Below are 21,740 nucleotides of genomic sequence, written 5' to 3' on the forward strand. Positions count from 1 at the left end.
CGCTGAAACGACGGCGCACCGACCACGACGGCGCCGGGCCGGGACGCTGGCACCGTCCCGGCCCGGCGCCCGCCGGCAACGCTAGGAAAGGACACTCGCCGTGCCACGGGGAGAACTGCGCATCTACCTCGGTGCCGCACCCGGCGTCGGCAAGACCTATGCCATGCTCGAGGAGGCCCACCGCCGCGCCGAACGCGGCACCGACGTGGTCATCGGGTTCGTCGAGACGCACGGCCGAAAGCACACCGCCGCCATGATCGGCGACCTGGAGACGGTCCCCCGCCGCACGATCACCTACCGGAACACCCAGTTCACCGAGATGGACCTCGACGCGGTCCTGGCCCGCCGTCCCGAGGTCGCCGTCGTCGACGAACTCGCCCACACCAACGTGCCCGGCTGCCGCCACGAAAAACGCTGGCAGGACATCCAGGAACTGTGCGACGCCGGGATCACCGTACTGACCACCGTCAACGTCCAGCACCTGGAGTCGATCAACGACGTCGTCGCCCAGATCACCGGCACCACCCAGCGGGAAACCGTCCCGGACGCCGTCGTCCGCGCCGCCGAGCAGGTCGAACTGGTCGACATGACCCCGGAGGCGCTCCGCCGACGAATGGCACACGGCAACATCTACCGCCCCGACAAGATCGACGCCGCACTCGGCAACTACTTCCGCGTCGGCAACCTCACCGCCCTGCGCGAACTGGCCCTACTCTGGCTGGCCGACAAGGTCGACGAGCAACTCGACGCCTACCGAGCCCAGCAGGGCATCTCCGCGACCTGGGAGGCCCGCGAACGGGTCGTCGTCGCGCTCACCGGAGGGCCGGAAGGGGAGGCGCTGATCCGGCGCGCCGCCCGGATCGCCGCCCGCAGCAAAGGCGCCGACCTGCTCGCCGTACACATCGCTCGTAGCGACGGCCTCGCCGGCGCCGACCCGGCCCGACTCGCCCGGCACCGGGTCCTGGTGGAGAGCCTCGGCGGCACCTACCACCAGGTCCTCGGTGCCGACATCCCCGCCGCGCTGCTCGACTTCGCCCGGGGCGTCAACGCCACCCAACTCGTCCTCGGTGCCAGCCGACGCGGCCGCGTCGCACAGCTGTTCTCCCGTGGAGTCGGCGTCACCACCACCGCGCTGTCCGGGCCCATCGACGTGCACCTGGTCACCCACCCCGAGGCTGGTCGCGGCCGGACCGGACCGACGGTCCCGGCCGCGCTGTCCCGACGTCGCCAGCTGTACGGCTTCGTCCTCACCGTCGCGGGCCTGCCCGCCCTGACCGCGCTACTCAAGGCGCTCCCCGATCTCAGCCTCACCAACGACATCCTGATATTCCTCGCCTGCGTCGTCGGCGTGGCACTGGTCGGTGGGCTCTGGCCGGCGCTGCTCGCCGCGCTCGGCGGGTCTCTGCTGCTGAACTGGTTCTTCACCCCGCCCTTCTACACACTGACCATCGCCGAGCGTGACAACTGGCTCGCCCTCGGTGTCTTCGTCGGCGTCGCCGTCGCGGTCAGCTGGATCGTCGACGTGGCCGCCCGACGTACCCGCGAAGCAGCCCGCGCCTCCGCCGACGCGCAGACTCTGGCCACCGTCGCCGGCAACGTACTCCGTGGCCAGCGGCCCTTGCCCGCACTGTTGGAACGGCTCCGGGAGACCTTCGCGCTCCGCGCGGTCAGCGTGCTCGAGTTGGTCGAATCCGCTGGCGGGCGACCGGATCGGGCCCGTGAGGAGGGCGCCTGGCGGATCGTCGCGAGCGTCGGTGAGGCACCGGCGACGAACCCCGACGCGGGCGAGACCGCCGTACCGGTCGACGAACGGCTCACCGTCGTGCTCCGCGGCCGTCGGCTGGAGGCCGCGGATCGGCGCATCGTCGAGGCGTTCGCCGCCCAGGCCGCCGTCGCGCTCCGGCAGGAGCGCCTCGCCGCCCAGGCTGCCGCCGCCCGGCCGTTGGCCGAAGCCGACCGGATGCGCACCGCGCTGCTGGCCGCCGTCAGCCACGACCTGCGCACCCCCCTCGCCTCGGCCAAGGCCGCCGTGTCCAGCCTGCGCAGCCGCGACGTCGATTTCGACGCCGACGACCGCGACGAGCTGCTGGCCACCGCCGACGAGTCGCTCGACCGACTCAGCCGCCTCGTGGCGAACCTGTTGGACATGAGTCGGCTGCAGGCCGGGGCACTCGGCATCACCGCCGCCACGATCGGCCTGGAAGACGTCGTACCCCGGGCTCTGGACGAGCTCGGCCCACCCGCCACCGACGTCGCCACCGACATTCCCGCCGATCTGCCCGCCGCCACCGCCGACCCGGGCCTGCTCGAACGGGTTCTGGTCAACCTCGTCGCCAACGCCCTGCGCCACAGCCCACCCGGGCGACCACCCACCATCACCGCCAGCGCCCACGCCGGCCAGGTCGAACTCCGCGTCATCGACACCGGCCCCGGCATACCCGAAGACCAGTGGGACCACGTCTTCCTGCCGTTTCAGCGACTCGGCGACCGCGACAACACCACCGGCGTCGGACTCGGGCTCGCCCTGTCCCGTGGCCTTGCCGAAGCGATGGGCGGCAGCATCACTCCGGAGACCACGCCCGGCGGTGGACTCACCATGGTGCTGCGGCTGCCCGCCGCCACAGCCGCCGAACCCACGGAGGGCCCACCGCCATGAACCGGATCCTCGTCGTCGACGACGAACCACAGATTCTCCGCGCGCTGCGCATCAACCTGCGTGCCCGTGGATACCACGTCGACGTCGCCGCCACCGGCACCGCCGCGCTCAAAGCCGCCGCCAGCCACCCACCCGACCTCGTCGTGCTCGACCTCGGTCTGCCCGACCTCGACGGGGTCGACGTCATCCGAGGGCTCCGTGGCTGGACCACGGTCCCGATCATCGTGCTCTCCGGCCGCGCCGGCAGCGACGACAAGGTCACCGCCCTCGACGCCGGCGCGGACGACTACGTCACCAAACCCTTCGGCGTCGACGAACTCCTCGCCCGCATCCGCGCCGTCACCCGCCGACACGCGTCGGGCACCGACCCGACCGGCCCCACCGCGCGACTCGGCCACCACACCGTCGACCTCGCCGCCCACACCGTCACCGCCGACGACGGCACCGAGGTCAAACTGACCCCCACCCAGTGGCGGGTCCTCGAGACACTGCTGCGCAACCCCGGGAAGCTGATCAGCCAGCGCCAACTCCTGCACGACGTCTGGGGCCCGGGTTACGAGACCGAGACCAGCTACCTACGCCAGTACCTGGCCCAGCTACGCCGCAAACTCGAACCCAACCCCGCCCGGCCACGCCATCTGCTCACCGAACCCGGCATGGGCTACCGCTACCAGCCATGAAACGGAGCAACCACTGTGGAGATACTCGGCCACCTGGCGCTGATCGTCCTCGCCGTCGGAGCGATCTTCCTCGCCGTCGCCGTCGGCGCGGGCCTTGTGAATCGGACGCCGATGCACCGTCCTCCCCCCGCCGACCCACCACACCGGCGGGACGACGACCGTCAGTGAAACCCCGGCCCACCCCGGCTGCAGCGGCGGGACGTGGTGCTCCATGGGTGCTCGATCGTCTACTACGGATGACAGGTTGGGCGTTCGAGTCCCTTCGGGCGAGCGAGATCAACAGGAGTCCGAGCTGCGGGAACGCGGCTCGGGACTCTCTTGTTGTGTGACTGGTGTGGACGGTGGGTGTCACGTGGGTGCGACGTGGGTGCCACGCCCGTCGGCGGTTTCCCCTGGAGGTGTAGCCGCGATTCGTGCGACGACCCACATCCACCGATTACTCATCGTGATCAACAGACGTGCCTCGCCGGGGCGACCCGCACCGCAAGGTCTCCCAGCGCCACTCGCCCAGGCCTGTGCACATTTGGCGTACCTGGCTCTGCGCAGGAGACCCGTACGCCGACACCGCCGGCCGCGAGGTCGGGCAACACTCCTCGGGTCACGACTCCGGCTGCGAACGCTGCGGTCGGCCCGTACATGACGCCGCCCGTGGCGTACCTCATCCGTGATCAGATTCAGGGTGCTCAGCTCTTCGTCGTCGCCCCACGGCCCTGGATGCTCGGCAGTTCCTCGGTCTCACTTATGGTGGGGCAGAGCCAAGGACTCAGCCTTCCAGGTAGGCGAGGACCGCCAGGATGCGGCGGTTGTCGTCCTCGGAGGGCTTGAGACCGAGCTTGGTGAAGATGCTGTTGCTGTGTTTGCTGACGGTCTTCTCGGTGACGAACATCCGGGCGGCTATCGCAGCGTTCGAGCGGCCCTGCGCCATCAGGGTGAGGACCTCATGCTCGCGTGGGCTCAGCTCCAGGAGCTTAGGGTCGGTGGAGCGGTGGGTGAGGAGCGCACTCACCACGTCGGGGTCCATAACGGTGCTGCCGGTAGCGACCTGCCGGACACTGGCGACGAATTGGCCGACGTCCGTAACCCGGTCCTTCAACAGGTAGCCCACCGCGCCCGCGCGATCCGACATCAGCTCCCTGGCGTAGATCTGCTCGACATACTGCGAGAGCACCATGATGGGCAGCCCTGGAATCTGGCGGCGGGCCTCGATCGCGGAACGCAGCCCCTCGTCGGTGAAGGTCGGCGGCAACCGAACGTCGACGATGGCGACGTCGGGGCGGTGCGTCGTCAGCGACCGGATCAGCGCGGGTCCGTTGTCAACGGCTTCCACGACCTCGAATGAATTGGCCCGCAGGATCCTGATCAGGCCGGGTGTGACGTGGAAGGCAAGTTGACGCCCGTTGTTGGTGATCATATGCAAGCCCGCTGCGGGGGCCGCGTTTGTCGAGGTCGAGGGAACCGCGGCTTCCGGACTGGCCGCGGGTGCGGCCTTCGGCGCCGCCGAGTCGTCACACGCGGCGAGTGCCGCTATCACGGCGACGGGAAGGACGAGGGCCAGGGTGGCCCGATGGAACCGGGAGATCTTCTGCGTGGTCCTGGAAATGAGCTTCCACGGTTTCTGCATTTCGCTCGATCCTGCTACCACCCAGTCGGGATAGGAGTTACCCCTACCCTCGCCAGGGGCAAACCAGAACCCGTCAGGCAGGTGCCCGATCCGGGCCGGGCGCACCAACGCCTGCCAGTGGGCCGGTCAGCAGGTGGGTGCCGGTGGACCAGATTCCCGGCCGACCACCGCCAGCCGGCCGCGAACGTCCCGGTCCGTGCAGTTCGAGGTTCAGGTCGCGCTTTGAAGGGCTGGGCAGCGCGTGGTACTCCATGGGTGCTCGAACGTCGAGGAACCAGCACGGACCCGCCAGGACCCAGCCGGAGTTCCCTCCCGGCGATTTCGCCACACCGGCGCGACCACGACCAGCCGTGAGGCTTTGGATTCGTCCCTGACCAGACGCGGCCGCCGGACGAGACGTCACCGATCGGGCCGGTGGCGTCCGCACATCGATTCAGGAGATTCGGCGACGGTAGGTGACAATCGCGAGGGTGTACGCGATGACGAGGATGCCGACGCACCAGGCGAGGGCGATCCAGATGTCGGCGCCGACCGGCTGCTGCGCGAACAGATTGCGGATCGCGTCGACGATGGCCGTCACCGGCTGGTGCTCGGCGAAGGCACGTACCGGTCCGGGCATGGTGTCGGTGGGCACGAAGGCCGAGCTGACGAACGGCAGGAAGATCAACGGGTACGAGAATCCGCTCGCGCCGTCCACGCTCTTCGCGGTGAGCCCGGGGATGACGGCGAGCCAGGTCAGTGCGAGGGTGAACAGGATCAGGATGCCGGCGACCGCGAGCCAGGCAAGCACCCCCGCGCTCGTACGGAAGCCCATCAGCAGTGCGACGCCGACGACGACCACGAGCGAGACGAGATTGGCGACCAACGACGTCAAGACGTGCGCCCACAGTACCGACGATCGAGCGATCGGCATGGACTGGAATCGCTCGAAGATGCCGCTGCGCACGTCGAGAAAGAGCCGGAACGCGGTGTAGGCGATCCCGGAGGCGATCGTGATCAGCAGGATTCCGGGCAGCAGGTAGTTGACGTATGTTCCTGACCCGGTGTCGATGGCACCGCCGAACACGTAGACGAACAGCAGCATCATGGCGATCGGCGTGATCGCGGTCGTGACGATGGTGTCCGCGCTACGGGCGACGTGCGTCAGTGACCGGCCCAGCAGGACGGCGATGTCGCCGAAGGAGTGCCTTGTCATAGCTGTTCCTCACCTGTCCGCGCCAGTGGTGGAATTGCTGGCGGACCGTCCTTGTCGCCTGCGCCGACGATGGCGAAGAAGACGTCCTCGAGGGTTGGCTGCTTCTCGACGTACTCGACCTTGGCGGGCGGGAGCAGCTGCTTGAGTTCGCCGAGGGTGCCGTTGACGATGATGTGGCCCTCGTGGAGGATCGCGACGCGGTCGGCGAGACTCTCGGCCTCGTCCAGATACTGGGTGGTGAGCAGTACGGTCGTGCCCTGGTCAGCGAGTTCCTTGACGGCCTGCCATACCTCGACGCGGGCCTGGGGGTCGAGCCCGGTCGTCGGCTCGTCGAGGAAGATGACCGGCGGGTTTCCGACCAGACTCATGGCGAGGTCGAGACGGCGACGCATGCCGCCGGAGTACGTCGACACCCTCCGGGCTGCGGCGTCGGTCAACGAGAAACGACCGAGGAGTTCGTCGGCGATCCTGCCCGGGTTGCGCAGGTGCCGCAGCCGGGCCACCAGAATGAGGTTTTCCCGGCCACTGAGGATCTCGTCGACCGCCGCGAACTGCCCGGTGAGGCTGATGGACTCCCGTACCTGTGCCGCCTGGGTGGCGACGTCGAAGCCGTTGACGGTGGCGGTCCCCGCGTCCGCCTTGAGCAGTGTGGCGAGCGCCCGTACGACGGTCGTCTTGCCGGCGCCGTTCGAGCCGAGCAGAGCGAAGATGCTGCCCCGCGCCACCTCGAAGTCCACCCCCCGCAGCACCTTCAGCTGCTGGTAGGACTTCTCCAGCCCGCGTACGCGGATCGCCGGGGCCTGCCGCGTCGTCATCGCGGTTCCTCCGCGCTCGCGGGGTCCTCACCGGCGGCGAGCGCGATGGCGCGTGACAGCCGGTTCCGTTCCCGGCTCACGTACCCGCCCTTGTCGTAGTTGGCGATCAGCGTCTCCACGAACTCCACCGGGTCGTCTCCGACGATGTCCCGGATCTGGGTGCCGTCCGCCGCCGCCCGCTCGAACAGGTCGGCGACGTCCTCGAACAGCGACGCCGCACTGTCGCCGTCCATCGCCCCGAAGTGCATCAGGTACCGCTCGATGGCGTCGACCGCCGCCCGGTACGGCGGTGGGAGCTTGCGCACGCGTGCCTTGTACGCCCGCCAGCGCCGCTTGGGGCCGACCACCTTGCCGAGGAATCCGTTCTCCGTGTCGAACATCATTGCTTGTCTCCTTTGTGGAGTGTTTCCAGTCGTTCGGAGAGAAAAATCCAGGTCTTCCAGAACTCGTCGAGGTGCTCCCGCCCCTGGGCATTGAGCGAGTAGACCTTGCGCGGCGGCCCTTTCTCGGACGGGACCTTCTCCACGTCGACGAGGCGTTTCTGCTCGACCCTGACCAGCAGGGCGTAGACAGTGCCCTCCGCGATGTCGGCGAAGCCCTGCTCCCGGAGCCACGCGGTGATCTCGTACCCGTACGCGGGTCGCATCGACAGGACCGCCAGGACGATGCCCTCCAGCGTGCCCTTGAGCATCTCCGTCATCTGCCTGCTCACAGATCACCACCCCGCATGTCGGTACTAAGCAACACTGACTACCGGTACATAGTAACACTGACTAGCCGCATCGCAAGTACCTCGCGACGGCGCCGACACAGGACCGGAAGCTGAGGGCAGTTCCGCCGCCGGCGGTGCCGGGTTGACCAGTACGGCACATCATCAGCTGTGGTACGCCCGATGAGGACGAGGTGGGCGAACAGGCGGCGGACCTCGTTGCTACTCGGCGGGATCAGGCTGTGCTCGCTTGGGGTGGTGCCCCCTTGGTGGCCTCGGCGGCGCGGGTGACGACGAGGACTTTGCAGTACCAACCGATGCCCGGTTCGTTACAAACCCGTTCGAACCAGGCCGCCTGTGCCAGACCGGCGACTGGGTACACTGGACGCCGAACGATGAATTGGAATTCATCGTTCGCATTGACCAGCAGGTGAAGCTACGTGGTTTAGTATCGAGCGCTGAAAGTCGAGGTACTTCGAAATAATATCATCTGATCCCAGCCGAATTCGTTGCGCCCGGCGCCCCACCACTGACCACGAACGGAAAATCGATTGCTCTGTGCTGCCACCTCCGTCGGCGCAGCGACCGGTCCTCGACGCGACGTACGAGGCAACGCAGAGCAGGGATGAACGTCGGGTCGCCGGCATCTGGACCGAACCGATGTGGCACTTCACCCCTTTCAAGAGTGGGAAGAGTCTGAACAATTTTGATCTCGGAGCCACTGTGACAGAATTCGACAAATCTCCTCGGGAAGCGCAGCGATCGGTCGCCCGATCATCCCGTCTCGGCCTGTTCCGCGAAGGCGATTTTCGGCGCTTCTTCGGCGCGACCCTAGCCGGTCAACTCGCTGACCGGTTCGTGTTTCTCGCGCTTCCTCTAGTGGCAATCGTCTGGGTTGAGGCTAATGAGTTCGAAGTCGGCGTTCTGACAGCGCTGACGACGGCCGGCTCGCTGCTGATCGGGCTTCCGGCGGGTGCCTGGATAGACCGCTGGCGCAAGCGCCCGGTCATGATCTCCACAGATCTGGTACGGGCAGGGCTGCTGCTGCTCGTGCCCCTGGCATGGTGGGCAGACGCCCTGTCGATCTGGCTGCTGTTTGCCGTCGCGCTCGCCCACGGCATGATGACCGTGCTGTTCGAGGTCGGCTACACCAGCTATCTTCCCGCACTTGTCGGCCGTGAGCGCCTGGTGGAGGGAAACGCGAAGATCGCTGCAGCGCGCTCCGCCATGAGCATCAGCGGCCCGGGCGTGGCCGGACCGCTGGTCGCCTGGCTGGGCGCACCGCTGACACTGGTCGTCAGCTCCGCCGGGATGCTGTTGTCTGCGCTGGGTGTGTTGCGAATCCGCAAGCCCGAACCGCAGCCACAGAAACCCGTCACCCGGCATCTCATCCGAGAAGTCGCAGAAGGATTGCGGTTCGTGCTTGGCCATCCACTGTTACGCCCCATCCTGTTCACCGACGGCATCTTCAGCCTCTTCCTCATCACCTACCAGACCATGCTGCTGGTGTTCCTGTCCCGACACTTGAACCTTGGCTCGTTCGGTATCGGTCTGGTGCTCTCGGTAATGGCGTCAGGCGGACTCGCTGGTGCTCTGCTCGCCCGCCGAGTGATCGCCCGGATCGGCCCCGGCCCAGCTGTCTGGTTGACGACACTCTGCACGGCACCGGCCGCCGCGATACTGCCTATCGCCCGGCCCGGCTGGCTAGTCTGGCTTGCTGCCGCCGGACTAGCCCTCGTCTCCGCGGGCGGCGTGATCCGCTTGATCTCGCAGGTAGGGCTCCAACAGGCAGCCACGCCGGACCGGCTGCTTGGCCGGATGAGCGCCACTGCCCGCTTCGCCCAATGGGGCAGCATGCCGATCGGCGGACTGCTCGGTGGAGTACTCGGCGGGCTGCTCGGCGCGCAAGCCGTACTTTTCATCGGGGTAGCCGGAATGACAGCCGCGTTCCTGCCCGCCGTCCTGTCACCGCTGCGCACAACGCGCAAGCTACCGTCGACGGCAGGGGTGTGACCGTGGGGTTGACTTCGTTTGCCGGACAGGGCTGGGCTTCGGCTCAGAGATGACCTGCTGGCGGACGCTGCGCCGCTGGACCGACGCCGGCGGGTTCGGCCGGATCCACCAGATCTCGCTCTCCGAACTCAACGCCCGCGGCCGGCATCGACTGCTCCAGAGCGATCATCGACGGCGCGGGCACTCCACCCACGGTATGACGAACTGCCGACATCGGTGGTGGATCCGGCCGCTGACAGTTGGACGACTCAGTGCGCCATGGCGGCGCTACGGTGTTCCTGCGGGCTCACGCCGTACACCCGCTTGAACGCCGAACTCAGGGCGAACCCGCTGCCGTAACCGACCTGCCGGGCGACCGCGTTGAGCGTGGCATCGGACTGGCGCAGCAGGTCGGCGGCCAGCGCCAGCCGCCACTCGGCCAGATAGGTCATCGGCGGGGTGCCGACGGCCTTGCGGAAACACTCCGCCAGCGTCGCCCGGGACACACCGACCTCGGCGGCGACCCGTGCCAACGTCCAGTCGTTCGCCGGATCCTCGTGGAACATCCGTAGCGCCTCGCCGGCCACCGGGTGCGCGTGCGCCCGGTACCAGGCCGGGGCTTCGCTGTCCGGGCGGTCGAACCACACGCGCAGTACCGAGATGAGCAGCAGGTCGAGCAGGCGGTCGAGTACGACGCCCTGTGCCGGTCCCTGTTTGGTGACTTCGCCGGCCAGCACCGAGATGAGCATCGAGTCCCAGGTGTCGTCGGAGATGACCAGCAGCGGCGGCAGTACGTCGAGCAGGCGCTGGCCGACGGCGCCGACCTCCTCGTACACCCCGAGCAGCATCTGGACCGACCCGTCGGGATTGCTGCCCCAGGTGCGGACTCCCAGCGACATCCGCTCCCGGAGCTCGACGCCGTCGGGCGTGAGGCACTGCTGTCCGGGGTGGACGATGACCTGCGGCGGAGTCGCCGTACCGTCGCTCATCACGTAGGGATCCGGCCCTCGGATGATGGCGACGTCACCTGGGCGCAGCCACACCGGCTCGCCGTGGTCCGGCTCGACCCGAGCTTCGCCGCTCAGCATTGCCGCGAGGCAGAGCGGCGACTTGTCTTCGACCCGGATCGACCACGGCGGATCCAGGATGGTACGGAGGAGGAAGGCACCACTGGCGCGCGGCCCTTCGAGCAGTCCTGCGAGTGCGTCCACCGCCCAAGAGTAGACGATCGAATATGCATTCCGGAATCCTGGCCATGGACCGTCCAGACAGCGGCGTCCAGACTTGTAGTCATGACAGCAAACGAGAACACCACGTTGGTCCTCGGCGGTACCGGCCGGGTCGGCCGCCGGGTCATCCAGAGGCTCGTCGAGCGCGGCGTGAACGTGCGGGTCGGCTCCCGCAGCGGTACGCCTCCGTTCGACTGGGAGCAGCCGTCCACCTGGGCCGACGCCTTCGTCGGTGTCAAGTCCGCCTACCTGATGTACTACCCGGAGATCGAATGGCCCGGCGCCAGCGAGGCCGTCGCCAAGGCGGCCCAGCTGGCCGTCGACGCGGGCGTCCAGCGGCTGGTCCTCCTGTCCGCCCGAAACCAGGACGAGGCCGACCGGTGTGAGGACGCGGTGACGCGCCTCCCCGTCGAGTGGACCATCGTCGCCCCGGCCTCGTTCAACCAGAACTTCGACGAGGGCGTCTTCCTCGAGCCGCTGCGCCAGGGCGTGCTGGCCCTGCCCTGTGGCGACAACGCCGATCCGTTCGTCGACGCCAACGACATCGCCGACGTCGCGGTGGCCGCCCTCACCGAGGACGGCCACGTGGGCGAGCGCTACGAACTGACCGGTCCTCGTCTGTGGACCTTCGCCGAAGGGGTCGCCGAGATCTCCCGGGCGACGGGTCGTGAGCTCAGCTACGTACCGATCACTCGCGACGAGTTCGCCGACGCGATCGTCAAGGACGGGGCACCGCGCGAGTTCGCCGATCCACTGGCGACGCTCATCTCCGAGTTCTTCGACGGCCGCAACAGCTCGCTGGCTGACGGTGTCGAGCGTGCCCTGCACCGCAAGCCCCGCGACTTCGCGGACTGGGTGGCCGAAGTCGCTCCCACGGGCGTGTGGAACGCCGCCTAGTCCGCGGCCGCCGGTGATGCCCGTCGAGCAGCGGCGGGTGCCGGTCTTGCGGTGATGTTGCGGGTGCGCCCGCACGATTCCAGTGTGAAATCTACACGGCTCTGGACTTCGTTCGCTCGCCAGGTCGACACCCGTCCCCTCGCCACGGCCCTCGTGGCGGGGGACCGGCACATTTCCTACGGCGAGCTGGCCGACTTGGTGGCCGACGCCTCGGCCATCCTCGACCAGCTCGACACCACCGGCGGCGCGCCGATCGGCGTGCCCGCCACCAAGACGCCCCGAACCATCGCCATGGTCCTGGCATGCCTGCGGGCGGGCCTGCCGGTGGTGCTTCCCTCGGCTACGCTGCCCGCCGCCACGTCGCGGCAACTCCTCGCCCGGGCCGGGTGCCGCCACGTCGTCGACGCCGACGACGCCGGCCCCGGCCCGGCGGGAGGTACGCCAGGCCCGGCCACCCCCGTCGACTCCGACGACGTCGCCTTCGTGCTCACCACGTCGGGGTCGACGGGTCTTCCCAAACTGGTGCCGCTCACCGCAGGCGCGGTCGAGCGCTTCGCCGACTGGGCCGCCGTACAGTTCGACCTCGGCCCCGACGCCTCGGTACTCAACTACGCCCCGCTGAACTTCGATCTCTGTTTCCTCGACGTCTGGGCCACGTTGCACCACGGCGGGCGCGTGGTCCTGGTCGATCCGGACGCCGCCACCAACGGGCGCTATCTGCTCGACACGATCGACGACAACGCCGTGACCGTCGTGCAGGCCGTACCAATGGCCCATCAGCTGATGGTCGACTCCGCCGGCGATTCCGCCGGCGATCCGGCCCGGCAGCTCACCACGGTCCGCCATGCGCTGTTCACCGGCGATCACATGCCCGCCCGGTGCCTGGCCCGGTTGCCCGCCGTGTTCCCCGCCAGCCGCTTCTACAACGTGTACGGCTGCACCGAGACCAACGACAGCTTCCTGCACGAGGTCGACCGGGACGCGCTGCCCACCGACGGCGTCCCGCTCGGCACCCCGTTGCCCGGCGTCGAAGCGGTCGTCCTCGACGACCAAGGCACTGTGGTCAGGGGCGCGGGGCGCGGCGAGTTGGTCGTCGCCACGCCGTTCCAGTCCGCCGGCTACCTGGGTGCCGACCCGGCGGTACCTGGTCCTTTCGTCGACGCCCCCGTGGGCCGACCGCCTGGCACCGCCACTCGCTTCTACCGGACCGGCGACGTCGTGCGCCGTGACGGTTCCGGCGTCCTGCACCTCGAAGGACGCACCGACTTCCAGGTGAAGGTGCGCGGCACCCGAGTCAACACGGCTGTGGTGGAACAGGTACTGCTCGATCACGACGAGGTCGCCGAGGCCGTCGTCCTCGCTGTCACCGACGCGGTCGCCGGCCACCTGCTGCACGCGGTCCTGCGCCGCGAGCCAGGAGCGACCGTCAACACGCTCCGCCTCCGCGAGCACTGTGCTCGGTACCTGCCGACGGCGGCCATTCCGTCGACCCTCCGCCTGTCCGAGACCCCCTTGCCCCGCACGTCGACCGGCAAGGTGGACCGCCAGTTTCTCGTCAAGACCCTGAGTCTGCCTCGCCCCGAGGCGACCACCACCAGAAAGGAACCAGCACGATGAAGCACGAAGGCGTCATCAAGAGCTTTCTGATCAGCGAGTTCATGCCCGACGTCACGGCGTCGGAACTCGCCAACGACTACGACCTGCTCGCCAACGGTGTGATCGACAGCCTCGGGCTGCTCAAGCTCATCGCCTGGATCGAGACCGAGTTCGACGTCACCGTCGACGACGCGGCACTGGACCCGGACAACTTCCGCACGGTCGACGCCATCGACGCCTTCCTGGCGCGGACGTCGGTCCTGGCCAAGGCGAGCTAGCCGTGCACGACGCGTACGCCGCCCTGCAGGCCGGTCGACCGGTCGACACCGCGATGTGGTCATCGTTCTGGGACGAGCTCAGCGCCAACACGCTCGACCCGGGCGAACCAGCGGCGCTCATGGCAGGACTCAGCCTCGACATGGTCGCCCCCGAGACGCTCATCGACCTGGTGCGATCGCTGCGCGCGCGGCGCACCGGGCCGGTCCGCTCCTTCGCCGGAGCGGTCAACGTGGTCGGCACGGGCGGCGGCGCGTCGACGTTCAACGTCTCCACCGCTGCCGCCTTCGTCGCCGCCGCGCTCGGGGCACGGGTCGTGAAGACCGGGTCGCGGGCCTACGCCAGCCGGTACGGCTCGATCGACCTGCTCGATCGGCTCGGTATCCCGCTGACGAAGTCGTACGACGAAACGGCAGCGTCGCTGGCTCGTCACGGCGTCGCCTTCGCTGGCTACTTCGTGTACCCGGTCGAGCTGACCGTGCTGGCCCGGCGCATTCTGCCGCTGCCCATGCGGCCGTACGGCCGGGTGCTCAACACACTGGGCCCGTTCCTACCGGCGTTGCCGGGAACGCGTCAACTCACCGGCCTGCCGAACCCCGGACTTCTGCCACTGGCACGCCGGCTGGCGGAGGCGGTCGACGACCGCGAGGTGTGGCTGTCCACCAACGACGTCGGCGCCGACGAGCTGATCAGCTTCGCCAACAACGTCATTCACTGCGGCTCGCCGGCGGCCGAGATCCGACTCGGTCCTGGTGATCTGGGCACGGCCGACGGCAGCATGCCGGACCTGGCGGCGGCGGCCGAACCAGACCGGGTGGTCGAGCACTTCCTGGACGTCGTGTCCGGGCGGGCGGGCGAAGTCGCCGTCCAGACCGTGGCCCTCAACGCCGCCGCACTGGTGATCGCGTCCGATGCGGAGTCGAGGTGGCGCCCGACCGTCGCCGCGGCGATCGCGGCGATGCACGACGGGGCGGTGCGCGAGCTGGTCGACGCCGTACGGGCCAGCAGGTCGATCCCGGCTGCGCTGGTAAGCGAGGTGACCTCCGGTGGCTGACGGCTTCTTTCCCCAGCCGCCTGGTTTGGCGGTGTTCCTCAACGCCGGTGACCCGCCGTTCGACGTGCTCGACGACGTCGCCGACATGCTCGACGACCACGAGGTCGACGTCCTGGAGTTGGGCGTGCCGTTTCCCGATTCGATAAGCGACGGACCGGTGATCCGCCGGTCCGCTGATCGGGCGCTCGCCGCCGGGACCGAACTCGAGGACGCCCTTGCCTTCGTCGCGCGGTGCCGGGCCCGGCACCGTCATCTGCGGGTGGTCGTTCTCGCCGACTGGGCGCACACCGTCCGGCCCCGCTCGATGGCGCAGGTCGTCACGGCCATCGCGGAATCCGGGGCGGCGGGGGCGCTGCTCCACGGGGCGCCGCCGCGGGCCCGCCCGGACTTCTACGACCGGGCCGGCGCCGCCGGGTTGCCCGTCGTCACCACCTGCTATGCGTCCTCCTCTGCCGAGGTCGTGGCCGAGGCGGGGTCCCACGCCTCTGCCTACGTGTATCTGGTGACGCACTACGGCCCAAGCGGCGCCGGCCCCGCCCCTGACCCGGACGCACTCCGTGTCCCGATAGACGCCCTGCGGGCCCTGACCGACGCGCCGATCGCCGCCGGCTTCGGGGTGCGCACGGCAGCCGACGTCGAGCGGGTGCGTGCGGCCGGTGCCGACGCCGCCGTCGTCGGCAGCACCATCGTCGCCTGCGCCGAGGCGGCGTTCACCAAGGGCGGTGACGTCGTCGGCGACCTCGCCGACCTCGTCACCGGCCTACGTCCCCACCATCGCCGGTCCCTACGACCGGTCAGCCACTCCTGAGAGGAACGATCCGATGATCGTACGCAGCCTGGACAGCGTCAAGACCGTCGACTGGGGCAACGGTTTGAGCCGCCGTTTCCTGCTGGAGGGCGACGGGCTCGGCTACACCCTCACCGACACCACGGTGCGTGCCGGCACCAAGTCGCTGCTCGAGTACCGCAACCACCTGGAGGCCTGCTACTGCATCGAGGGTTCCGGCGAGGTCGTCGCCCTCGACGGCACGGCGCACCGCATCACCCCGGGCACGCTCTACGCGCTCGACAAGCACGACGCCCACTACCTCGTCGCCGACCCGGACACCGACCTGCGCCTGGTGTGCGTGTTCTCGCCCGCGTTGCGGGGCGACGAGCGGCACAGCCTGGACGCCGCCGGCGCCTCCGCTTACTGAGGCCGCAGGCATGCGCACCTGGGACGAGGATCAGCTCGCACTGCGCGAGGGCATGCGCCAGTGGTGCCAAGACCTTGCCGGCGCCGAGCACGACGCCATCGGGACCGGGTTTCCGTGGGACGCGTGGAAGCAGTTCCGCTCGTCCGGGATACTCGGCCTGCCGTTCGACCCGGCCCACGGTGGGGCCGGTGCCGACCTGCTCACCACCATGTTCGTACTGGAGGCTCTGGGCCACGGGTGCCGCGACGGCGGGCTGAGCTTCTCCTTGGCCACCACCCTGTGCAGCACCGGGGTCCCGCTGCAGCACTTCGGGACCCCGGAGCAGAAGGAGCGGTACCTGCCGCGGGTGTGCTCGGGCGACCTGATCGGTGCCCACGCCATCAGTGAGCCCGACACCGGGTCGGACGCTCTGAGCATGCGGACGATGGCGGTCCGCGACGGCGACCACTTCGTGCTCAACGGCAGCAAGAGCTTCGTGACCAACGGCCCCATCGCCGACGTGGTCGTCGTCTACGCCCGCACTCGACCCGGTGGTGGGCCGATCGGCATCACCGCCTTCCTGGTCGACGCGGACACTCCCGGTTTCTCGGCTGGACAGCCGATCAAGAAAATGGGATTGACGTCGTCGCCGATGAGCGAGCTGTACTTCGACGACTGCCGGATACCGGCCGACCGGGCCATCGGCGGGATCGGGCGGGGCTTCCTCCTGCTCGAGCACGTCATGAAGTGGGAGATCCTCTGCTCGTTCATCATCAACGTCGGGGAAATGCAGCATCGGTTCGAACGCTGCCTGGAGTACGCCCGGACCCGCACGCAGTTCGGCAAGCCGATCGGCTCGTTCCAGGCGATCTCCCACAAGCTGGTCGACATGCGCATCCAGCTCGAGACGGCACGCCGGTGGCTGTACGACACCGCCGAACGCCTCGTCGCTGGCGAAGACGTCACGACGGACGTGGCTATCAGCAAGTTGATCACCAGTGAGGCGAACGTGGCCTCGGGGCTGGCGGCGATCCAGATCTTCGGCGGCAACGGCTACATGTCCGAGTACGGCCTCGATCGCGAGTTGGCCAACGCGGTGGGCGGCACCATCTACTCGGGGACGACCGAGATTCAGTACAACCGGATCTCCTCGATGTTGGGGCTGTGACCGTGCTGCTCAAGGTGTGCGGCGCTACCAGCCGCAACGACGTCGCCCTACTCGCGGCCGCAGGCGCCGACCTGATCGGTCTCTGGCATGGGATCCCGGATGGTCACGCGGACCTGTCCCTCGGCCGGTTCACCGCCCTGGCACGGGCGTGTCGTGCCGAACCGGGGACCCCGGTACGGCCGGCCCCGGAACCGATGTTGGTCACGTTCCTGCGAGATCCGACCGCTGTCCTCGGCGCGGCCCGCGCCGGCGACGTGCGGTGGCTGCAACTGCATGGCTACCAACCGCCGGGCATGGTGGCGGCGATCAAGCGAGCGTGGCCGGAGGCCACAGTGGTCAAGGTGCTGCACGTCACGGGTGACGTCTGCGCCGAGCGTCTGCTGCTGGCCTCGTACGAGCGGGCGGGGACCGACGTGTTCCTGTTCGACGCCACGGGTACCGGGGGGCGGGTCGGGAGTACCGGCCTGTCACTCGACCCCGATGTGGTGATCGATCTGGCGGAGGCGACCACCCGGCCGTTCCTCCTCGCCGGGGGCATCTCGGCGGCCACCCGCGAGCGATACGAGAAGGTCGCCGCCCACCCCCGCTTCGCGGGTGTCGACGTCGACACGGCGGCGCGGGATGTCACGGGAGCGTTCTGCGCCGACAGCGTCAGCGGTCTCCGACGCCATTGGCGTGCCGTCCGGTCCGGTCGGGGTGACCCGGCTTCGGTCGGGGCGGCTGCTTGATCGTGGCGACCACGTCTCCCGGCGACACCGTCGTACGGACGCCGGGGGGCGTGGCGCCATGTCCGCTTGAGGGCGGTGGTGAGTGGCCGGGCGAGCCGCGCACCGACCGATCCGGAATCGCTCGTCCACAAGCCAGAGGAGGTCGCCTGATGGCACCACCGTTCGTTGACGCCCTGATCGGCGCCCGACGTCCCGTGATCATGGAGTTGAAGCCTCGTTCGGCCGACGGCGACGATCTGTTCCGTGGCCGGTCACCGGCTGAGATCGTGGCCCGGTACGAGGCCGCAGGCGCTCCCTGCCTGTCGGTCGTCACCGGCCGTTGGTTCGGGGGTGACACCGACCTGCTGGCCGAGGTCGTCGGACGCACTGATCTGCCGGTGCTGCAGAAGGACTTCGTCACCAACGCCGGCCAGCTCCGCACGGCGAGCGAGCTCGGCGCGTCCGCGGTACTTCTCACGGCGACGCTACTACCGAAAGTCGCGCTGGCGCGGTTGGCCGAGCGGGCTCTCGCGCTCGGCCTCACCCCGTTCATCGAGGTCGCCAACGCTGCCGAGGTCGAGGCGCTTCCGGCGGGTGAGGGGTGTGTGGTGGCCGTCAACAACAGGGACATCCGAATCCGGGAACGTGGGGATACCGACATCGACCGCAGTCTCCGACTGCTGCCGGCGGTGCGGCGCACGGGGTCGCCGTGCCCGGTCAGCGCCAGCGGTATCGACGACCCGCAGGTGGCAGCCGGACTGCTCAATGCCGGCTTCGCCGGACTGCTGGTCGGGACACACCTGCTGCGGGCCGACCGCCTTGAGTCATGGTGCGAGAAGCTCGACGACCTGCGTTCAGCGTCGCCCGCGCCGCGTCCAGTGGGCTGAGGGACAGGTCGTCCCACTCCACGGCGCAGGGCACACCGAGCTCGTCGGCGGCCGCGATCACCCGGGAGGCGAGGTCGTTGGCTTCGAGGTACCGCCGCCCCGCGACGAGGACACGGGCGACCCGCAAGGGGCGCTCCTGGTCGTACGGGTCGAGTTCCATGGCCGACTCGAGTCGGCTCATCGCCTCGTCCATGTCGCCCGCGTCGAGAGCGGCTGTCAACACGATGTCGAGCAGTCCGAGCACCCGTCGACGGACGACCTCGCGGCGCTGGGCGATGCCGTCGTCGTAAAGGTCGTCGGGCAGCAGCGGCCCGCCGTAGGCGGCGAGGGCGACACGTGCCCGGGAGACCCGCTCGTTGTGCTGTGCGGCGGCGGCCGCCCGGGCCAGGTCCTCGAACGAGTGCAGGTCGACCTTGCACGAGGACAGCGACAGCAACTGCCCCGTACGGTTGATCAGCGTGCCGTAGGTGGCGCGGGCCCGGGTCAGTACGTTCTTGAGCCGACGCTGGCCGACCCCGGGCATCTCACCCGGCCACAGCGTCTCGACCACGGTCTCGACCCGAACGGACCCGCCCGCGAGCACGAGATGCTTCACCAGTTGGCTGACCCGGCCGGTCCCGGGGCAGACTCCGATGCCCTGACGGACCTCGAACCCACCCAGCACCCGTACCGCGTAGTGGCCGCCGTTGGGCGAGGCGGCGGTCACGACGGCCGGGGGCAGTCGGATGGCCGATCGCAGGACGCCGACCACGCGCTGCTCGCGGCGGTCGGGCAGGTCGGGATGACCGAGGCTGGCGGCACGGTCCAGGGCGGCCAGGAGGCACTGGTGGGCGGCGTCCGCCTCGCCGGCGGCGTGGCGGACGTAGCCGGTCAGCAGTTCGGCTTTCCACTGCAGAGAAGGGGCGATCTCGCCGTCTTTGAGCATGCGCTGCAGCACGTCCGCCGCCTCGGGCTCGCCCCGACGGGCACCGATGAATGCCTCGGTCAGCGCGAGAGTCACCGGGTCCTCGATGCGGTGCTCTCGAGCGGCGGCAAGCAGCCGGGCCGACGGCGCGTCGGCCCCGACCACGGCGCAGGCGTCGGCGGCCTCGCACAGGAACAGCAGACCGCCGCCGTCGTGGATCAGCTGGCCTAGGTGCGCCTCGGCGCGGGCCAGTTGGTCGAGCACTCCGGACATGTCATGGTCGTTGGACGCGACGATCAGGCGGGTCCAGGCGGCGTGCCCGGTCACCCAGTCGATCCGCAGTACCTCGGCGAGCCGCATGGCGTCGTCGAGGATGGCGAGTGACCGCTCGCCCTCACCGCCCAGGGCCAGCAGCCGGGCCTCCATGACCAGGCACAACATGCGGTCGAACTGGGTGTCGCTGGCGGCACCGAGCCAGCGCAGCAGAACGGCACCTTCGCCGGTCTTGCCCAGGGCGGACAGGACCTCGGTGGCGAGGCTCCGCTGGACCCCGGCGACGCGTCCGGGTTCACCCAGCTCGCCCCACGTGATGGCGGCCTGGCGCATGGCGTTCTCGGCCCGGCGCAGGCTCGGTCGGTCGGAGCGGTCGGACAACGCCATGCCCAGGGCCTCGAGCAGGCTGGCCTGGGCACGGGTGCCTTCGGGCGCACTGGCGAGAAGCCGCTCGACCTGGGCGAGCACGTCGAGGTCGCGCAGCTGTGCCCGCTGGATCAGCCATTCGCTTTCGACTTCGAGGGCAAGGTCGTCGTCGTCGTCGCGCTCGCGCACCACACGCAGAGCCCGACCGATGACCTCTCGTTCCTCGGCGAGCTGGCCGACGTTGCGGTGGATCCGGGCCAGGTGCAGCAGCACCTGGGGGGCGGCTTCGGCCGCCGGCCCGAGGCGGGCCATCAGCTGGATGAACTCGACCGGGTCGAGCTGGTTGATCCGTGCGGTGGACAGCTTCGCGATGAGGGTGGCCGCCTGTTCGGGCTCGCCGCTGTCGACCAGCAGACTGGCCGCGGCCAGCTCGGCACCCTGCGACATCAGCAGTGGGGCGGCCCGCTGGGCGATGGCCGGGTCGAGTGGTGCGAGCGCGGACAACGTTTCCTTCGACTCGCTGCACAGCCGCGACCAGCCGTCGGCGCCGACGGCGAACGGAATGCCCGCCCGGATGAGGCGTCGCAGCAGCCCCGGCTGGCCCAACCCTTCGACGAGACTGTCGTTGACCACCGGAAACGCGGCCACCTGGGTCAGCAGATATCGGTCGGCCGGGTCAAGGTCACAGGCGTAGTGGTCCATCAGCTGACGGATCAGGTTGGTGTGCCGGAGCAGCACGGTGGCGGCCGCCATGCGGTCGGACGTCCGGGCGAGCCGCCGCAGCATCACCAGCAGCAACGCCGCCCATCCGCCAGAGAGGTCGTGCAGGGTGGTAGCGAGCCGTTCGCCGTCTTGGTCGCCGACCTCCAGCCGGGCGAGGGCCATCGCCTCGGCCGGGGTGAGACGCAGGTCCTGGGTGTTGAACCGCTCGGCGGTGCCCCGAAACTCCATGGCAGCCAGCGGTGCCGGCAGCAGCCGGCTGCTGACCAGGATGCGCACCGGCTGCGCACCGTCCTGGGCCAGGCCGGCCAGCCAGGACGCGGCCTCGTCGGTGAGGGCCTCGGCGTTGTCGATCAGCAGCAAACCTGGCCTGGGCGATGTGGCCAGCAGCTCGCCTACCCGTCCGGCGGCGCCGTTGGCCGACATCCGTGGCCATCCGGTCCGCTGGTCGGCCGCGTCAAGGATCGCCGAGGTGAGCTCGTCGACCGTGACCGGGTGGTCGCGTGGCAGGCACACCTCGATGCCACTACTGACACTGGACCGGACCTGTCCGACAAGGACGCTTTTACCGAAACCCCCGCCTGCCTCTATGAGGACCGAGTGTCTCGCGTTGACAATCTCCTCCACGAGCCGCTGACGCGGGACGAAAGGCATTAGCGCCATAAGAGGCTGACCCCTCTATGCCAGCTGAATCGGCAACCGTAGCAACACCATCACACCGGTCGAAGCTACTTTAGACTAACACGATCGGAGCGTTAGAAATCAACATGTTGGTTTTCGCTGAGTGTCCGGGTGTGTACAGCTAACGGCTGATCGACCG

At 69.1% G+C, this 21,740-nt stretch carries 19 protein-coding genes and 1 pseudogene; 13 read left to right on the forward strand and 7 right to left on the reverse strand.

What is annotated here, in order from left to right; genetic code table 11:
* Positions 1-100: 100 nt before the first annotated feature.
* The 3 genes from O7632_RS00720 to O7632_RS00730 are packed head-to-tail and all read left to right on the forward strand — an operon-like array spanning position 101 to position 3,504.
* A complete protein-coding gene (locus tag O7632_RS00720; RefSeq protein WP_278110497.1) occupies positions 101-2,656 on the forward strand; it encodes a DUF4118 domain-containing protein in 2,556 nt (851 codons plus the stop codon).
* Positions 2,653-3,336: a response regulator gene (locus O7632_RS00725; RefSeq protein WP_278110499.1), complete on the forward strand. Its 684-nt coding sequence runs from the start codon at positions 2,653-2,655 to the stop codon at positions 3,334-3,336. Before O7632_RS00720 ends, O7632_RS00725 begins: the two co-directional genes overlap by 4 nt.
* A gap of 15 nt (positions 3,337-3,351) precedes the next feature.
* On the forward strand, positions 3,352-3,504 hold the full coding sequence (locus O7632_RS00730) for a hypothetical protein (protein WP_278110501.1): 153 nt from the start codon (positions 3,352-3,354) through the stop codon (positions 3,502-3,504).
* Between the two features lie 595 nt (positions 3,505-4,099).
* Here the strand turns inward: O7632_RS00730 and O7632_RS00735 are convergent.
* The 5 genes from O7632_RS00735 to O7632_RS00755 all read right to left on the reverse strand — a co-directional run bounded on the left by O7632_RS00735 (position 4,100) and on the right by O7632_RS00755 (position 7,679).
* Positions 4,100-4,747, reverse strand: coding sequence for a response regulator transcription factor (locus O7632_RS00735; protein WP_278119745.1), 648 nt, complete (start codon positions 4,745-4,747; stop codon positions 4,100-4,102).
* Positions 4,748-5,390: 643 nt separating this feature from the next.
* Entirely contained in the window at positions 5,391-6,152 is a 762-nt protein-coding gene (locus tag O7632_RS00740; protein ID WP_278110503.1) for an ABC transporter permease, read from the reverse strand.
* Positions 6,149-6,967 (reverse strand): ATP-binding cassette domain-containing protein, encoded by an 819-nt coding sequence (locus O7632_RS00745; protein ID WP_278110505.1) that lies wholly within the window; start codon positions 6,965-6,967, stop codon positions 6,149-6,151. Before O7632_RS00745 ends, O7632_RS00740 begins: the two co-directional genes overlap by 4 nt.
* Positions 6,964-7,347 carry a DUF1048 domain-containing protein gene (locus tag O7632_RS00750; RefSeq protein ID WP_278110531.1) on the reverse strand — a complete coding sequence of 128 codons (384 nt, stop codon included), beginning with the start codon at positions 7,345-7,347 and terminating at the stop codon, positions 6,964-6,966. The genes O7632_RS00745 and O7632_RS00750 overlap by 4 nt, the downstream gene beginning before the upstream one ends.
* Positions 7,347-7,679 carry a PadR family transcriptional regulator gene (locus O7632_RS00755; RefSeq protein WP_278110533.1) on the reverse strand — a complete coding sequence of 111 codons (333 nt, stop codon included), beginning with the start codon at positions 7,677-7,679 and terminating at the stop codon, positions 7,347-7,349. Before O7632_RS00755 ends, O7632_RS00750 begins: the two co-directional genes overlap by 1 nt.
* A gap of 720 nt (positions 7,680-8,399) precedes the next feature.
* Here O7632_RS00755 and O7632_RS00760 point away from each other — a divergent pair.
* Complete coding sequence (locus tag O7632_RS00760) at positions 8,400-9,689, forward strand: MFS transporter (protein WP_278110535.1); 1,290 nt, start codon at positions 8,400-8,402, stop codon at positions 9,687-9,689.
* 248 nt (positions 9,690-9,937) lie between these two features.
* Here the strand turns inward: O7632_RS00760 and O7632_RS00765 are convergent, their stop codons facing one another.
* Positions 9,938-10,879, reverse strand: a complete 942-nt coding sequence (locus O7632_RS00765) for an AraC family transcriptional regulator (RefSeq protein WP_278110537.1) — start codon at positions 10,877-10,879, stop codon at positions 9,938-9,940.
* 81 nt (positions 10,880-10,960) lie between these two features.
* Here O7632_RS00765 and O7632_RS00770 point away from each other — a divergent pair, with 81 nt between their 5' ends.
* The 9 genes from O7632_RS00770 (at position 10,961) to O7632_RS00810 (ending at position 18,657) form a co-directional block, all read left to right on the forward strand.
* Positions 10,961-11,794: an NmrA family transcriptional regulator gene (locus tag O7632_RS00770; RefSeq protein WP_278110539.1), complete on the forward strand. Its 834-nt coding sequence runs from the start codon at positions 10,961-10,963 to the stop codon at positions 11,792-11,794.
* Between the two features lie 84 nt (positions 11,795-11,878).
* On the forward strand, positions 11,879-13,411 hold the full coding sequence (locus O7632_RS00775; protein ID WP_278110541.1) for an AMP-binding protein: 1,533 nt from the start codon (positions 11,879-11,881) through the stop codon (positions 13,409-13,411).
* On the forward strand, positions 13,408-13,668 hold the full coding sequence (locus O7632_RS00780; protein WP_278110543.1) for a phosphopantetheine-binding protein: 261 nt from the start codon (positions 13,408-13,410) through the stop codon (positions 13,666-13,668). The genes O7632_RS00775 and O7632_RS00780 overlap by 4 nt, the downstream gene beginning before the upstream one ends.
* A 2-nt stretch (positions 13,669-13,670) precedes the next feature.
* Positions 13,671-14,720, forward strand: a complete 1,050-nt coding sequence (locus O7632_RS00785; protein ID WP_278110545.1) for a hypothetical protein — start codon at positions 13,671-13,673, stop codon at positions 14,718-14,720.
* A complete protein-coding gene (gene trpA, locus O7632_RS00790; RefSeq protein WP_278110547.1) occupies positions 14,713-15,528 on the forward strand; it encodes a tryptophan synthase subunit alpha in 816 nt (271 codons plus the stop codon). The genes O7632_RS00785 and trpA overlap by 8 nt, the downstream gene beginning before the upstream one ends.
* A 13-nt stretch (positions 15,529-15,541) precedes the next feature.
* On the forward strand, positions 15,542-15,916 hold the full coding sequence (locus O7632_RS00795) for an ectoine synthase (RefSeq protein WP_278110549.1): 375 nt from the start codon (positions 15,542-15,544) through the stop codon (positions 15,914-15,916).
* A gap of 10 nt (positions 15,917-15,926) precedes the next feature.
* On the forward strand, positions 15,927-17,063 hold the full coding sequence (locus tag O7632_RS00800; RefSeq protein WP_278110551.1) for an acyl-CoA dehydrogenase family protein: 1,137 nt from the start codon (positions 15,927-15,929) through the stop codon (positions 17,061-17,063).
* Positions 17,060-17,791, forward strand: a complete 732-nt coding sequence (locus O7632_RS00805) for a hypothetical protein (protein WP_278110553.1) — start codon at positions 17,060-17,062, stop codon at positions 17,789-17,791. The genes O7632_RS00800 and O7632_RS00805 overlap by 4 nt, the downstream gene beginning before the upstream one ends.
* Positions 17,792-17,940: 149 nt before the next feature.
* On the forward strand, positions 17,941-18,657 hold the full coding sequence (locus O7632_RS00810) for a hypothetical protein (protein ID WP_278110555.1): 717 nt from the start codon (positions 17,941-17,943) through the stop codon (positions 18,655-18,657).
* Between the two features lie 145 nt (positions 18,658-18,802).
* On the opposite strand, the pseudogene O7632_RS32170 reads toward O7632_RS00810, so the two are convergent.
* Positions 18,803-21,583 (reverse strand): annotated as a pseudogene (locus O7632_RS32170) (BTAD domain-containing putative transcriptional regulator); the annotation flags it as partial.
* Positions 21,584-21,740 lie beyond the last annotated feature (157 nt).

It is taken from the genome of Solwaraspora sp. WMMD406, from assembly GCF_029626025.1.
Classification (GTDB): Bacteria; Actinomycetota; Actinomycetes; order Mycobacteriales; family Micromonosporaceae; genus Micromonospora_E.